The sequence below is a fragment of the Ottowia thiooxydans DSM 14619 genome (genome assembly GCF_000422885.1).
GTDB classification, from domain to species: domain Bacteria; phylum Pseudomonadota; class Gammaproteobacteria; order Burkholderiales; family Burkholderiaceae_C; genus Ottowia; species Ottowia thiooxydans.
In genome coordinates this window covers 1-13,340 of record NZ_AUGX01000069.1, presented here as the reverse complement: position 1 = coordinate 13,340, position 13,340 = coordinate 1, and the positions used below count along the sequence as shown (strand labels likewise).

At 60.8% G+C, this 13,340-nt stretch carries 13 protein-coding genes; 10 read left to right on the top strand and 3 right to left on the bottom strand.

Annotated elements, in window-relative coordinates:
• Positions 1-309 precede the first annotated feature (309 nt).
• Both G518_RS37030 and G518_RS37025 read right to left on the bottom strand, forming a co-directional pair.
• A complete protein-coding gene (locus tag G518_RS37030; protein WP_051237410.1) occupies positions 310-1,152 on the bottom strand; it encodes a biotin--[acetyl-CoA-carboxylase] ligase in 843 nt (280 codons plus the stop codon).
• A gap of 37 nt (positions 1,153-1,189) precedes the next feature.
• Complete coding sequence (locus G518_RS37025) at positions 1,190-1,720, bottom strand: SET domain-containing protein (RefSeq protein ID WP_051237412.1); 531 nt, start codon at positions 1,718-1,720, stop codon at positions 1,190-1,192.
• Positions 1,721-1,855: 135 nt separating this feature from the next.
• Here G518_RS37025 and G518_RS0125895 point away from each other — a divergent pair, with 135 nt between their 5' ends.
• The 10 genes from G518_RS0125895 (at position 1,856) to G518_RS0125850 (ending at position 11,692) form a co-directional block, all read left to right on the top strand.
• Positions 1,856-4,930, top strand: coding sequence for a DNA topoisomerase III (locus G518_RS0125895; protein ID WP_028604968.1), 3,075 nt, complete (start codon positions 1,856-1,858; stop codon positions 4,928-4,930).
• Between the two features lie 282 nt (positions 4,931-5,212).
• Positions 5,213-5,683, top strand: a complete 471-nt coding sequence (locus G518_RS0125890) for an FKBP-type peptidyl-prolyl cis-trans isomerase (protein WP_028604967.1) — start codon at positions 5,213-5,215, stop codon at positions 5,681-5,683.
• Positions 5,684-5,701: 18 nt separating this feature from the next.
• Positions 5,702-6,961: an MFS transporter gene (locus G518_RS0125885; RefSeq protein ID WP_028604966.1), complete on the top strand. Its 1,260-nt coding sequence runs from the start codon at positions 5,702-5,704 to the stop codon at positions 6,959-6,961.
• Between the two features lie 95 nt (positions 6,962-7,056).
• Positions 7,057-7,206 carry a hypothetical protein gene (locus G518_RS40530; protein WP_169458011.1) on the top strand — a complete coding sequence of 50 codons (150 nt, stop codon included), beginning with the start codon at positions 7,057-7,059 and terminating at the stop codon, positions 7,204-7,206.
• Between the two features lie 45 nt (positions 7,207-7,251).
• Positions 7,252-7,563: a hypothetical protein gene (locus G518_RS39580; protein WP_084652288.1), complete on the top strand. Its 312-nt coding sequence runs from the start codon at positions 7,252-7,254 to the stop codon at positions 7,561-7,563.
• Positions 7,564-7,652: 89 nt separating this feature from the next.
• A complete protein-coding gene (locus tag G518_RS0125870; RefSeq protein WP_028604964.1) occupies positions 7,653-8,330 on the top strand; it encodes a GntR family transcriptional regulator in 678 nt (225 codons plus the stop codon).
• Positions 8,331-8,346: 16 nt separating this feature from the next.
• Complete coding sequence (locus tag G518_RS0125865; protein WP_028604963.1) at positions 8,347-9,297, top strand: VOC family protein; 951 nt, start codon at positions 8,347-8,349, stop codon at positions 9,295-9,297.
• Positions 9,298-9,324: 27 nt separating this feature from the next.
• Entirely contained in the window at positions 9,325-10,167 is an 843-nt protein-coding gene (locus G518_RS0125860; RefSeq protein WP_028604962.1) for an alpha/beta fold hydrolase, read from the top strand.
• Entirely contained in the window at positions 10,164-10,601 is a 438-nt protein-coding gene (locus tag G518_RS0125855) for a lipocalin-like domain-containing protein (RefSeq protein WP_028604961.1), read from the top strand. The genes G518_RS0125860 and G518_RS0125855 overlap by 4 nt, the downstream gene beginning before the upstream one ends.
• A gap of 122 nt (positions 10,602-10,723) precedes the next feature.
• Positions 10,724-11,692, top strand: a complete 969-nt coding sequence (locus tag G518_RS0125850) for a Bug family tripartite tricarboxylate transporter substrate binding protein (protein WP_028604960.1) — start codon at positions 10,724-10,726, stop codon at positions 11,690-11,692.
• Positions 11,693-12,020: 328 nt separating this feature from the next.
• On the opposite strand, the gene G518_RS0125840 is transcribed toward G518_RS0125850, so the two are convergent.
• A complete protein-coding gene (locus tag G518_RS0125840) occupies positions 12,021-12,581 on the bottom strand; it encodes a YaeQ family protein (protein ID WP_028604959.1) in 561 nt (186 codons plus the stop codon).
• Positions 12,582-13,340: the final 759 nt, after the last annotated feature.

Below are 13,340 nucleotides of genomic sequence, written 5' to 3'. Positions count from 1 at the left end.
AGAAGAGAGTTCTGCCGCACCGCCCCTTGCCTGAGCACCGGAGGGTGCCCGGAGCGCAGCGCAGGGACACGGACTTGGGGTCGCCTTTCTTTGGTTCCTTGCTTTGGGCGAGCAAAGAAAGGGACTGCACTGCCGGGGGCAATCCCGGTCTCCGACCTCAAGAAAAGAGCAGAAGGTAACTAGCAACCGCAGCGCTTAATCAAGCGCCGCTTGCCCCCTTCCCAACCTTCCCCCAGAGGGGGAAGGAGTAAATCCAGCGCTCAGCCACAGTCTCGGGTTCTGGGGTTCAAGTCGGCAGGCGTGCCTGCATCAGGCTCTTCCAGAAGGAGAGGAAGAGGGAGTGGAAAACGGAGAGGGAGCGGGAGAAGCATCTCCCGCAGCAAGCAAAGGCCTCACACTAACCTCAGAACTAATAATCTCCCGCAACTCCGTGCGCGTCCGCACCCGCAACGCCCCATTAGCCGCCACCCCCAACGCCTGCCCTTCCGTGCCATCCGACAGCCGCACCGCCAGCCCAGCAAACGCATCGCGCTCATTGAAACGCTCAGCCAGCGGCGCAAAGCCATGGCGCTCAAACGCCCGCACCGCGCGCACCAAAGGCAGTGCGATGCGCGCCAGTGCAGCAGGCGCGTCCAAGGAAGGATCCAGAGCCTGCAGCCAAGCCGGCCGAGTAGAGAAATCCTGGCCTTCCAAGGGCTCGATGTTGATGCCAATGCCAATCACCACAAAGCGACCCGTGGCATGTGCCGCGCCCGCCGTCTCAACCAATATGCCTGCAAGCTTGCGGCCTTGCCACCAAAGATCATTCGGCCATTTAAGTCTGATTTCCGGGTGCAAACTTTCCGCCACCGCCAGCCCGACTGCCAGCGACAAGCCCGACCAATCTGCAGGCGCCAGTGGAAGCCCGAGTGAGAACTTCAGCGCGCTGCCTGGTTGACCGGCGCCGTCTTGCCAATTTCGGCCCAGCCGGCCTCGCCCTGCGGTCTGCGCCTCAGCCACGAGCAGCGTAGGCGCGTCACGCCCGGCACGCGCGCGGCGTATCAGCTCGCTGTTGGTGGAATCGATCTCAGGCAGCACCTCCATCACGAATCCTGGCAAAAGCAGCGATACCGATTGCGAGATGCCCTCCAGGGCCCAGCGTGATCCTGTCATGCGCTTGACCCCGTTCAGGCGGTGCAAAGAAGCCGGGTCATTTCTTCCGGCCCTTGGATTTCTTGCCCTTTTTCTTATCTTTCTTCTTTTTCTTCTTTTCCGCCGGCGCCAACAAGGTTCCCCGGCATTGGGTACTGCCGCACCAGCAGGGGTATTCGGCTTTCAACTCGGGTGTGAGCGGTTCATCAATGACCAGACCGTAGTCGTAATTCAACTCCTGACCCGCCTTGAGGTTGCGCAACGCCTTGATGAAGATCCGCCCATCTTCCTCATCCGCCTCACAATTGGGCTCACAGCTGTGATTGATCCAACGCGAGGAGTTGCCGCCGTACAGGGCATCTATCACGTGATCTTCGTCTACATGGAAGTAGAACGTGTGGTTGGGTTGCTCTGGATCGTGCGGATGGCGGCGCAGCGCTTCGTCCCAACCAATGATTTCACCCACATATTCAATGATGCGCTCGCCAGCAGGAATGTCCTGTACAGCGAAGACACCCTTGCCATGCACACCGGAGCGGCGCGTCTGGATACGACGCCCCAAGACAGGAATCGCCTCCTCGGGGGGCAGCGCACCATGCGAAGCAGGGGAGCGTGGGGGCCTATTTTTTGAAGCCACGGCGAAAGTTTGATATGGTGAATTTATGCGTATGCGCGTGCACAGGTGTGCGAGCGCGCCCGCGCGAGGAAAGCGAATTCTAGCCACATGAAAACATTGGTCATTGCAGAGAAGCCTTCGGTTGCTCAGGATATCGTGCGTGCACTCACGCCCGTAGCCGGCAAATTCGATAAGCACGACGAGCATTTTGAGAACGAACATTACGTCGTCACGAGCGCCGTGGGTCACCTCTTGGAGATCCAGGCGCCGGAACAATACGACGTCAAGCGCGGCAAATGGAGCTTTGCCCATCTGCCCGTCATTCCACCTCACTTCGACCTGAAGCCGGTAGATAAAACCAAGACACGGCTTAACGCCGTGGTCAAACAGGCGCGGCGCAAGGATGTGAACGCGCTCATCAACGCCTGTGACGCGGGGCGCGAGGGTGAGTTGATCTTTAGGCTGATTGAGCAATATGCGCTGGAGGGCAAACAAACCAGCAAGCCAGTGCGGCGCCTATGGCTGCAAAGCATGACGCCACAGGCCATCCGCGACGGTTTTGACAACCTGCGCTCCAACGCGCAGATGCAGGGCCTGGCCGATGCCGCTCGCAGCCGCAGCGAGGCAGACTGGCTGGTAGGCATCAACGGCACACGGGCCATGACGGCCTTCAACTCGCGCGACGGCGGGTTTTTCCTGACCACCGTGGGCCGCGTACAGACGCCAACCCTGGCGGTGGTGGTGGAGCGCGAAGAGCAGATCCGCAAACACGTGGCGCGCGACTACTGGGAGATCCACGCGAGCTTCCTGGCCCAGGCGGGAGAGTACGCGGGCAAGTGGTTCGACCCCACCTGGAAAAAGGGCGAAGACACAGAAGCGCGTGCTGACCGCGTGTGGGTAGAGCGAGAGGCTCTGGCGATTGCAGACGCCGTGCGAGGCAAACAAGGCACCGTCAAGGAAGAAAGCAAGCCCACTACGCAGGCCTCCCCCCTGCTGTTCGATCTGACCAGCTTGCAGCGTGAAGCCAACGGCAAGTTCGGCTTTTCAGCCAAGACCACGTTGTCATTGGCTCAATCGCTCTACGAACGCCATAAGGCGCTGACCTACCCCCGTACCGACTCGCGCTATCTGCCCGAAGACTACGTGCCTGTGGCGCGCAAGACCTTCGAAATGCTGGCGAGCAGCGGCATGCGGCACTTGGCGCCCCATGCGAAGCTGGCCCTGGAGCAGGGCTATGTGAAGCCCAGCCGGCGCATCTTCGACAACGCCAAGGTCTCGGATCACTTCGCCATCATTCCCACCCTGGAAGCCCCGGGCACGCTGTCTGACGCTGAGCAAAAGCTCTACGACCTGGTGGTACGGCGATTTATGGCGGTGTTCTACCCCAGCGCCGAATATCAGGTGACCACGCGAATCACGACCGTGATTGTTGCCCCCACGCTCCCTGCTTTGCATGGTTCGCTGCCCCCCGAGGGGGCTGGCTCCGGCTTGGGACGGCCCGGCGCTGGATCCGGCGCGACGACCCCCACGCTCCCGGAGAAGGCTTACAACTTCCGCTCAGACGGCAAGGTGTTGATGAAATCCGGCTGGCTGGCCATCTACGGCAAGGAAGCTGCCAGCGAAACCGGCGATGGCAAGGACGAGGGCAAAACCCTGGTGGCCGTGCAACCAGGCGAGAAGGTACTGGCCGAACAGGTCGATCCCAAGGCACTACGCACCCGTCCGCCTGCGCGCTACAGCGAAGCCACCCTGCTGGGCGCCATGGAAGGCGCCGGCAAGTGGATAGAAGATGACGAGCTGCGCGAAGCCATGCAGGAAAAGGGCCTGGGAACGCCTGCGACCCGCGCCGCCATCATTGAAGGCTTGCTCAACGAGAAATACATGCTGCGCGAAGGCCGGGAGATGATCCCCACGGCCAAGGCGTTCCAGTTGATGACCTTGCTGCGCGGCTTGGAAGTGGAAGAGCTCAGCAAGCCCGAACTGACAGGCGAATGGGAATACAAGCTCTCTCAAATGGAGCAAGGGCGCCTCTCGCGCGCAGCTTTCATGCAAGAGATTGCGGCGATGACCGAGCGCATCGTCAAGAAAGCCAAGGAATACGACCGCGACACCGTACCCGGTGACTACGCCACACTACAGACCCCATGCCCGCACTGCGCTGGCGTGGTGAAGGAAAACTACCGCCGCTATGCCTGTACCGGCCCTTCGGGCGACGGTGAGGGCGCCTGTGGGTTCTCGTTCACCAAGACTCCCGCCGGCCGCGCATTCGCGCTGGAAGAAGCCGAGACATTCTTGCGCGACCGCAAGATCGGCCCGCTGGAAGGCTTTCGCAGCAAGGCTGGCTGGCCCTTCGTGGCAGAGCTGACCCTGGTACGAGACGAAGAGGCGGACAACTTCAAGCTCGAGTTTGATTTCGGCGATGACGCCCGCGCCGAGCAGAGCGGCGAAATCGTCGACCTCTCAGCCGTTCCCAGCCTGGGCGCCTGCCCTAAATGCGGCGGACCTGTGAAGCTGTTTGGCAAGAACTACGTTTGCGAACGTTCTGTGCCCACGCACGAACAGCCCACGCCCACTTGCGACTTCAAGAGCGGGCAGACCATCCTGCAGCAACCCGTAGAGCCCGAGCAGATGACAAAGCTGCTCGCAGACGGCAAAACGGACCTGCTCGATAAATTCGTCAGCATGCGCACCCGCCGCAGCTTCAAGGCCCGCCTGGCCTGGAACGCCGAGGAAAACAAGGTGATCTTCGAGTTCGAGCCGCGCGAAGGCAAAGCGGGCAAGTACCCGGCACGCCCCGCCGCAGCGAAAAAGACAGCCACCCGAGCCGGCGCGGCCAAGTCCGGGGGTGCAGCAGCTGGCAAATCAGCAGCACCTGCCAAGAAAGCCGCCGCCAAGAAGGTAGCCACCCCCAAGGCGCCCAAGGCCGCCAAAGCTGAAAAGCCCAAAGCCCCTCGCACCGGCACCCTGAAGCCCAGCCCGGCACTTGCCGCCGTCATTGGCGATGGCCCATTCGGGCGTGGCGAGGTGGTGAAACTGATGTGGGACTACATCAAGGCGAACAACCTGCAAGACCCCAAGGACAAGCGCACCATCCTTGCCGACGCCAAGCTTCGCCCCGTGTTTGGCGCTGACAGCGTGGGCATGTTCAAGCTGGCGGGAATCGCCGGAGAGCACTTGAGCTGACGAGCCCCCCTGAGTCGCTTGCGCGCCTTCCCCCTGGGGGGACGCACCTGGCGGCCTGGCAAAGCCAGCTCCGCGGGTGCACTTGCATGGCCTGCTCCGCGGCCTTTTGATTCGGTAGCATAGCCAAGGTAGTGGAAAGGGTCCTTGAGGGGCTTACACGGCGTCTCCTTAGGGGATACCGTCAGTGGCCAGGCGAAGTCTGCTTGGCGGCCTTACGATGCTGCTGGATAGCTTGGGGGGTGGAGTGAAGGTCCACTGCCCGCCACTTTTTTAGATCAAATTATGAAAATCACACGCGATACTGCCGTTACCCTGAACTACCGCATCACGGATCTGAAGGGCAAACCTCTTGATGCGGGCGCCACGGCCTACCTGCATGGGGGCTACGAAGGGCTCTTCCCAAAGGCGGAGCAGGAGCTGGAAGGCAAGGAAGTCGGCGCAAGCGTCACGCTCGATCTCCAGCCAAACGATGCTTTCGGCGAACGCGACGAATCACTGGTCCGAATCCTTGCCAAAACCGACTTCCCGCCGGGCGTCAAAGTGGGCGGCCAGTTGCAAGGGCCAGGCCCGGATGGGCAAGCGCGCCTGTTCAATGTGGTCAAGATCAAAGGCGCTGAGGTGCACCTGGACGCCAACCATGCGCTGGCCGGTCAGGCTATCCGTTTTAGCGCCACCGTGAAGGAGGTCCGGGCCGCCACAGCCGAGGAAATCACTCATCGACACGTGCATGGTGCGCACGGCCATCACCACTGATCCTGACGAACCCGGCCAGTGAACCCCTCCACCGCCACGAGTCACGGCGCTGCGCCGGACTCCCCTCTCAGCCCCAAACTGGCCTGGGTCATGCTATTGACACTGGCGAGCGCTTTCGCGCTCAGCCAGGCATTTCGAACGGCTGCGTCCATCATGGGGCCGCCCCTGGCTCGTGAGCTGAGCCTGTCGCCACAGCAGCTCGGTTTGTGGGCGGCGGCCTTTCACTTTGCATTTGGCGTCATGCAATTGGTCATGGGGGTCTCGATCGATGTCTTTGGGATCCGACGCACTATCGTCGCTGCGTTCCCACTGGCCATCTTGGGAGCCGCCCTCTCAGCCAACGCCCAAGGCTACACGGCGCTGCTGCTCGGCCAGATGTTGATCGGCACCGGCTGCGCACCCGCGTTCCTCGTCTGCACCGTCTTCATCGCTCGGCACTTTCACCCGGACAAGTTCACATCAACCTCTGGTCTGATCATGAGCATCAGCAGCATCGGTGTAGTGGCCACGGCCACCCCAATGGCTTGGCTCATCGAAGTCAGCTCATGGCGCTGGGGTTTTTGGGTACTGACCGCAGGTTCGCTCATCGCCTGGGCGTGCATTTGGTGGTTGGTACGCGAGCCTGTGGCCAAAAGCGACGCCCGGGTTCACAAGCGCCCCCATCCCCTCACCGCGCTGCACGAAATGTTGCTGCTTTTCAAGCTGCCGCACACGCCTGGCCTGATCATTTACGCCGCCGTGACGTATGCCGGCTTCATCACTTTGCGCGGCTTGTGGTTGGGCCCCTTGCTGATTGATCGCCACGATTTTTCGCTCGTACAAACCGGAAACGTCGCCCTGGTGATGACGGTTGCAAGCATGCTCAGCCCTGCCGTTTTTGGCCGATTTGACCCGGGTGGTGCACAGCGTGTGCGCTGGATGATTGGGCTGTCCGTGCTGGCGGCGGCATTACTGGCGACCATGGGCATGCTGCCGGTGGCCTGGGTAGACGTAGGCTTTGCGATTGGCTACGGCCTGCTCTCCGGATACGGTGTGCTGCAATACGGCTACGTGCACAGCGCCTACCCCGCCAATGTGCGGGGAAGAGCGCTCTCGCTGTTTACTATGGCCATGTTCCTGGGCATCTCGCTGATGCAGTGGGTAACAGGGCTGGCTGCCACGCTGGCGCAAGCCGCCGGTGCGGAACCCTTCAAAGCCGTGTTGTTGACGATGAGCATCATGTTGCTCGTAGGTGCATTCGCCTTCTGGAAATTGCCGCAGAAACCAAGCCCCGACTAGGCGCGTGTTCATACTAACGTTCTACGTTACCTTTTGAGATCTAGAAACTCAGCCCAGGTGCATACTGGCTCTTTGCAAGCAAGGAATTCGAAGCCATGAAACGTTTGGGTCTTCTTCTGGGCGCAGGACTGCTTGGAGCATTGCTTTTGACGGGCTGTGTCACCACTGGGAGCAGCAATGGCAGCGCATCCTCAGGCAGCGGCATCACGGTCTATGGCACTGCCGATGTGGGTGTCACGCGATAAGAGCGTGTTCAAAGGTCATTTTTGGGCGAGGTGCACAATGGCCCTATGCGTCGCCTCACCCGCGCCCCCAATACCGCTATCGCCCAGATCTGGGTAGATCTGCTTTGCGAGGGCGGTTATCCAGCCACAGTTCAACGACAGTTCCTCTCTGGCGTCGCGGGTAGCTTGCCACCCGATCAATGCCTGCCTGAAATCTGGCTGCTGCATGACGAGCACGAGACGGCAGCCCAGACCCTGTTGTCCGAACTCGCACGCGTGCCTCAGCGCCGATGGGTCTGCCACGCCTGCGGCGAAGAGATTGAAGGCGGCTTCGAGCAATGCTGGGGCTGTGGTGCGTTAATGGCACCCTCTGATTAGCGTGTTGCGCGCCCAGGAATTACGTATGATATTCGTTGACACATCGGATATTAATCGCGTAATCTTGGCTTCCTCAGCACCTCTGACGCATGCAGGAAGCCCCACCCATCACCACCCGCACCACGGATGTCGCCCAGGCTTTACGCTTGGAAATCCTGGCCGGTAACCGCCTGCCCGGCGAGCGCGTGCAGCTGGAAGGGTTGCGTCAAGATTACGGCGTTTCCCTGAGCCCCATCCGCGAAGGTTTGTCACGCCTGGTGGCGGAAGGGCTGCTGATCCCCTCAGGTCAGCGCGGCTACCGCGTAGCGCCCGTAAGCATCGAAGAGTTCCTGGACATCAAGGCACAACGCATCCACTCCGAGCAACGGGCTCTCTGCGAATCTATTCGTCTGGGTGGAGAAGATTGGGAGATCGCGCTGATGACCGCCTTTCAGCGCTTGAAGAACTTCGAGGCCAAACGCTGGCAGGCAGACGAAATCACCGCCTGGGAGGAGCGTCACCACATCTTCCACCGCACGCTCATCAGTGCGTGCGGCTCGCCCATCCTGATGCGCTTTTGCGAGCTGCTGCACGGCATGAGCGACCGTTACCGGAGAGTGCTGATGAAAACCAGCGAGCCGGATCGCAACGTGACCCAGGAGCATCAAGCCCTGTTCGATGCCGCTCTAGCGCGCGATGCCGGGCTGGCGAATGAAGTGCTTGGCGCTCACATCGAACGCACCGGCGCCACAGTGCTGCGCATGATGCGCGAACGGGCCAACAACTGAAATCTGGGGAATCTTCATGATCAATGCACTGAGCTACGTCCTGATCGGCACGCCTGACCTCCCGGCCTGGATCCAGATGGCCACCACCATCGCCGGCCTGCAAGCCGAAGAGGTCGAGCCCGGAAAAAGCGTGCGCCTGCGCCTGGACGACAAGGTACAGCGTCTGCTGCTGCAGGCGGGCACCGGCAAGCCTACGCTCGGCATGGGCTACACCGTGACCAGCCCCGAGGCATTAACAGCCGCGACCGCCAAGCTGGAAGCCGCTGGGTTTTCTGTCACACCGTCTACAGCTGAAGAACGGGCGCTGCGCGGCGTCAGCGCCATGGCGCACTTCATCGATCCTGATGGCTACCGGGTAGAGCTGGCACACGGCCTGCAAAGCGCAGCCACGCCCTTCGTTCCCGGTCGCCCTATTGGCGGCTTTCGCACGCGTGCGGGAGACATTGATCTGGGAATAGGCCACACCGCATTGATGGCTGGAGACTTTGCAGCCATGAAGCACCTCTATCACGAGGTGCTGGGCTTCGCGATGAGCGACCGAGCCACCGCCCCCTTCGTAGCGGAGTTCTTCCATGTCAACCCGCGCCATCACACCATTGGGCTGGCAGACACGGGAACAGGGCCGGGCGTCTACCACCTCATGCTCGAATACAAGGAATGGGACGACGTGGGCCGCGCCTATGACATGGCGCTGGAACAGCCAGAGTCCATAGGCGTCTCACTGGGTCGCCACAGCAACGACCACGTGACCTCCTTCTATCTGCGTACGCCGGATGGCTGGATGCTGGAACTTGGTTGGGCCGGCCGCCTGATCGGCAAAGACTGGCAAATCAGTGAACTGCCGGGAATGAGCCTCTGGGGGCATGACCGCACCTGGCTGCCCCCAGCGAAACGCGAACAGGCACGCCAGATCCTCAAAGACATCGCCGCCCAAGGCCTGCGCGCACCGATTGCTCCTACCGAATAAAGAAAACCGTAAGAGACACCACCCCTTATGAGCCTACCCGTCATCCCATCGCCTGAAATCGCCACCGCCCTGCCCCTTGGCGAATGCACCATCAACGTTCACGACGTGGGCCAAGGCGAGCCCATTTTGCTCATCCACGGTTCGGGTCCGGGTGTCACGGCCTGGGCCAACTGGCGGGGCGTGATTCCCGTACTCTCCGAGCGCGCACGCGTTGTAGCCCCCGACATGCTGGGCTTCGGCTACAGCAGTTGCCCCAAGACCATGGCGTTGAATGTGGACACCTGGGTACGTCAGCTCACCGATCTCCTGGACACCCTGGACCTGCCCCAGGTCTCGGTGGTGGGTAATTCCTTTGGCGGTGCCATCGCCTTGGCCCTGGCGCACCGGCACCCGGAGCGGGTCAAGCGCCTGGTGCTGATGGGCGCGGTGGGGGTTTCTTTCCCCATCAGTGAAGGCCTGGAAAAAGTCTGGGGCTACCAGCCTTCGCTCGAAGCCATGCGTGAACTGATTGGCGTCTTCGCGTTCGATCAAAAGATCGTCACCCCTGAACTGGTGAAGATGCGCTATGAAGCCAGCATGCGGGCGGATGTGCAAGAACGCTTTGCCGCATTGTTCCCACCACCCCGCCAGCGCGGCGTGGAAATGCTGGCCCTTCCTGAATCCGCGCTGCGCGGCATCAACCATCAGACGCTCATCATCCATGGCCGAGACGACCGAGTGATTCCGCTGGAAGTATCTGAGCGCCTGGTGCGATTGATTCCTCATGCAGATCTGCACGTCTTTGGTGAATGTGGCCATTGGGTACAGATTGAAAAAGCCGCTGCCTTCACGCGGCTCATCTCCGAGTTTCTCCTCGAAAACCAAGCATGAAAAAAGAAGACATCCTGGGCCGATGGCGCATCGTTGACTGGCGGCAAGATTACGACGACGGGCGGTCAAGCTACCCGCTGGGCCAGGCGCTGCGCGGCTTCATCGAATACAGCGCACATGGCATGTTCTGCGTTATTGAGAAGACAGATCGCCCACCCCTGTCTGCCAGCCAATGGACGGCCAGCGAGGCAGATAAAGTGGCCGCCTACAGCAGCTATTTCAGCTATGCAGGCGGCTGGGAGGTGGAAGGCGAAAGTGATCGAGGCACCGTCATTGCCCACCATGTGGAGCACAGCCTCTATCCCAACTGGGAGGGCGGCATACAGCGCCGTACCGCACAGATGCGTGACGGCCTGCTCTACCTCAGCGCACGGTTTGAAGACGGCACGCCCGAAGCCCGTTCCGCACACCTCATCTGGCGCCGGGACGCCTGAGAAGGTGTGAGCGCCACACCCGAGGGAAACCCCCGATCGCCATAAAGACGATGGTGCGTTGAGATAGTGCACCTGCCAATTTCCCATATCAACTCAAGTTATCCCCCGAGGAGACAAAACACATGAAAAAAGCCCTGATCGCTCTGGCCGCCTTCGCTGGCGCCACTGCCAGCTACCCTGTCCTGGCCCAATCCGCCTGGCCCACCAAGCAGATCCGTTGGGTCGTGCCCTACCCCGCAGGCGGCGGTTCCGACTTCATGGCGCGCACGGTGGCCGCTCAGATGGCCACGGATCTGGGCCAAAACATCGTGGTGGACAACAAACCAGGTGGCAACGGTGCCATTGCAGTGCAAGACATCCTGCGCGGCGGACCAGACGGTTACGCTGTGATGAACGCAGACAACGGCCACCTGGTGTTCAACCCGGTGCTCTACAAAAGCCTCACTTACAAGGTGAGCGATCTGGCGCCCGTCTCCCTCATCGGCCGGGTCCCCATGATGCTCGTCACTACACCGGGAAGCGAATTCAAGAGCGCGAAAGACGTGATCGCCAAAGCCAAGGCCAGCCCTGGCAAGTACAGCGTCGCCTCCGCTGGCTCCGGCAGTCCGCACCATCTGGCGCTGGAGCTGTTCAAGCAAACTGCAGGCCTGCACCTGGTTCATATCCCGTATCGCGGCGCAGCCCCCTCACTGGCTGATATTGCAGGTGGCCAAGTTACCCTGGGTATCAGCGATTTCGCGGCAGCGGCCGGGTTCATCAAAGGCGGCAAAGTCACACCCCTTGCCGTGTTTACAGCCCAACGCGTGCCCCAATTGCCCGACGTCCCCACATTCGCTGAATTGGGCCTGAAAGGCGTAGAAGCCGCCGCCTTGGTCGGCTTGGTGGCACCAGCAGGCACACCCGCCGATGTAGTGGGCAAAATGCAGCAAGCCACCGCCAAAGCCATGCAAAACCCGGCTGTGAGCAAGAAATTCACCGATTTCGGGGTTGAACCAGTGGGCAGCACTACAGCAGAGTACACCGCCCTGCTGGCCCGCGAAAATACACGCTGGCACAAGCTGATCCGCGATCTGAAGATCCAGCTCGATTGACAGAGGGCGAGCGTTGAAGGGGGAAAATTGAGCAAATCCGGGGTGCTCAATATCTTCCTTTAGCGCGATGGCGACACATAAACACCCCACCGTGACTTAGTCACAGCTGCGTCGATATCGCTCTATGGGAATTTGCGCGCTGCGGCCAACACGCAGGCATTCCCCTGCGCGGGCTCAAAGTCTTTTCAACAGAATTCAGAGATCAAGAACGCGGTTTTTCTCGCGGAGATGGAAGCCGGCCGCAAAGGTGTGCCGGCAAAGCGCGCGTTGGATTTGCCGGCGGCTGATTAGAGCTTCAGTGCTTTGTGGAAATAAAGCGCAACGGCATCTACTTCCAGCGAACCGGCTCCAGGCTCGCGCTGGCGTTCCCCACGCCCAGCGTGAGCTGACCTTCCTGCACCGTTGCAGACAACTGCATGGAACGAGCGGCCAGGCCATTGAGCGCCTGCGCCTGATCCGCAGGCACCCGCCACACACTCAGGCGATCCAGGCGTGACAGCTTGCTTTCGATCCCTCGCCACCAAATCTCCCCGGCAGGCCCATAGACGTACAAGATCACCTGATCTGCTTTAGAACAGGCCCTGACGAGCGGCTTCTCATCCGGCTGACCCACTTCAATCCACAGCCGGGTGCGGCCTGTGAAATCCACCAGCTGCACGTCTGGCTCGTCGGGGCTGGAAAGGCCGGCGCCAAAACCAATCTTGGCATCCCCGCCGCACAGGTCTTGCACCTGGTGCGCGTTCAAGGCCAGCGCTGCCAAGCGCATCATCATGCGCTCGTCAGTTTCGCTGGGGTGGCGCGCAAGAGTCAGCGCCAGATCGGTATAGCAGCCGTGATCAATGTCAGCCAGTGCCAGATCAGCTTTGAAGATGGTGGATTTAATGGCCATGGGGAGGATTACATCATTAGGCGGGTCATGCGCCATGAGGAGCTGTAAATTCTCGCTCCTATCCAGTTCTCGGCCGCAGGCTCCGGGAGTCAAGTCGCCTGGCACGCCTGCCGATTTGAGTCCCAGAACAAGGCTGTGAGCATTTTTTACTCCCTCTTCCCCTGGGAGGCGGCGGGATGTTTTGACTCCCTCTCCCTTTGGGAGAGGGCGGGGGTGAGGGCAAGCGGCGGTTGATTGAAGCGCTTCGGTTGCTAATGGCTTTCTGCTGTTTACTTGAGGTCGGAGGCCGGGAATTGCGCCCGGCGGCGCACCTACGTTTCTTTGCTTCGCCACCGGATGGCCGGCCCAAGCAATGTAGGCCAAAGAAAGGCGACCCCAAGTCCGTGTCCCTACGCTGCGCTTCGGGCACCCTCCGGTGCTCGGGCAAGAGGCGGTGCGGCAGAACTCTCTTCTTTCGCTTCGCTCACTACGTTCAAACAGCTGCCGCAAGCTAGTTCACGAAGCAAGAGCATCTTGCAGTGCTCTTGCCCGCCCCCGGATGGCCGGCCCCTTGACCTGCGCTCCTCGGCACGGCCTTAAGGGGTGGGATACCCGCTCGGGCCATTGCTTCGCTCGGCCTTCGAATGGCTAGTCTTTCCCTAACGGGAAAGATAAATTCAAGGCTTTGACAGAACAGCTCTAGCAACACGTTCACGATCCGCACAGGTTCATATATTCATTTCAGCATGAAAAATCAGCGCGTTATCAGAGTTCTTGGGT

What these genes read in the sequence shown, in the direction of transcription:
- G518_RS0125890 (WP_028604967.1), top strand. Translation starts at nt 5,213, where the DNA reads ATGAAAATCACACGCGATACTGCCGTTACCCTGAACTACCGCATCACG.
- G518_RS39580 (WP_084652288.1), top strand. Translation starts at nt 7,252, where the DNA reads ATGCGTCGCCTCACCCGCGCCCCCAATACCGCTATCGCCCAGATCTGG.
- G518_RS0125895 (WP_028604968.1), top strand. Translation starts at nt 1,856, where the DNA reads ATGAAAACATTGGTCATTGCAGAGAAGCCTTCGGTTGCTCAGGATATC.
- G518_RS0125840 (WP_028604959.1), bottom strand. Translation starts at nt 12,581, where the DNA reads ATGGCCATTAAATCCACCATCTTCAAAGCTGATCTGGCACTGGCTGAC.
- G518_RS0125855 (WP_028604961.1), top strand. Translation starts at nt 10,164, where the DNA reads ATGAAAAAAGAAGACATCCTGGGCCGATGGCGCATCGTTGACTGGCGG.
- G518_RS0125850 (WP_028604960.1), top strand. Translation starts at nt 10,724, where the DNA reads ATGAAAAAAGCCCTGATCGCTCTGGCCGCCTTCGCTGGCGCCACTGCC.
- G518_RS40530 (WP_169458011.1), top strand. Translation starts at nt 7,057, where the DNA reads ATGAAACGTTTGGGTCTTCTTCTGGGCGCAGGACTGCTTGGAGCATTG.
- G518_RS37030 (WP_051237410.1), bottom strand. Translation starts at nt 1,152, where the DNA reads ATGACAGGATCACGCTGGGCCCTGGAGGGCATCTCGCAATCGGTATCG.
- G518_RS0125865 (WP_028604963.1), top strand. Translation starts at nt 8,347, where the DNA reads ATGATCAATGCACTGAGCTACGTCCTGATCGGCACGCCTGACCTCCCG.
- G518_RS0125870 (WP_028604964.1), top strand. Translation starts at nt 7,653, where the DNA reads ATGCAGGAAGCCCCACCCATCACCACCCGCACCACGGATGTCGCCCAG.
- G518_RS0125860 (WP_028604962.1), top strand. Translation starts at nt 9,325, where the DNA reads ATGAGCCTACCCGTCATCCCATCGCCTGAAATCGCCACCGCCCTGCCC.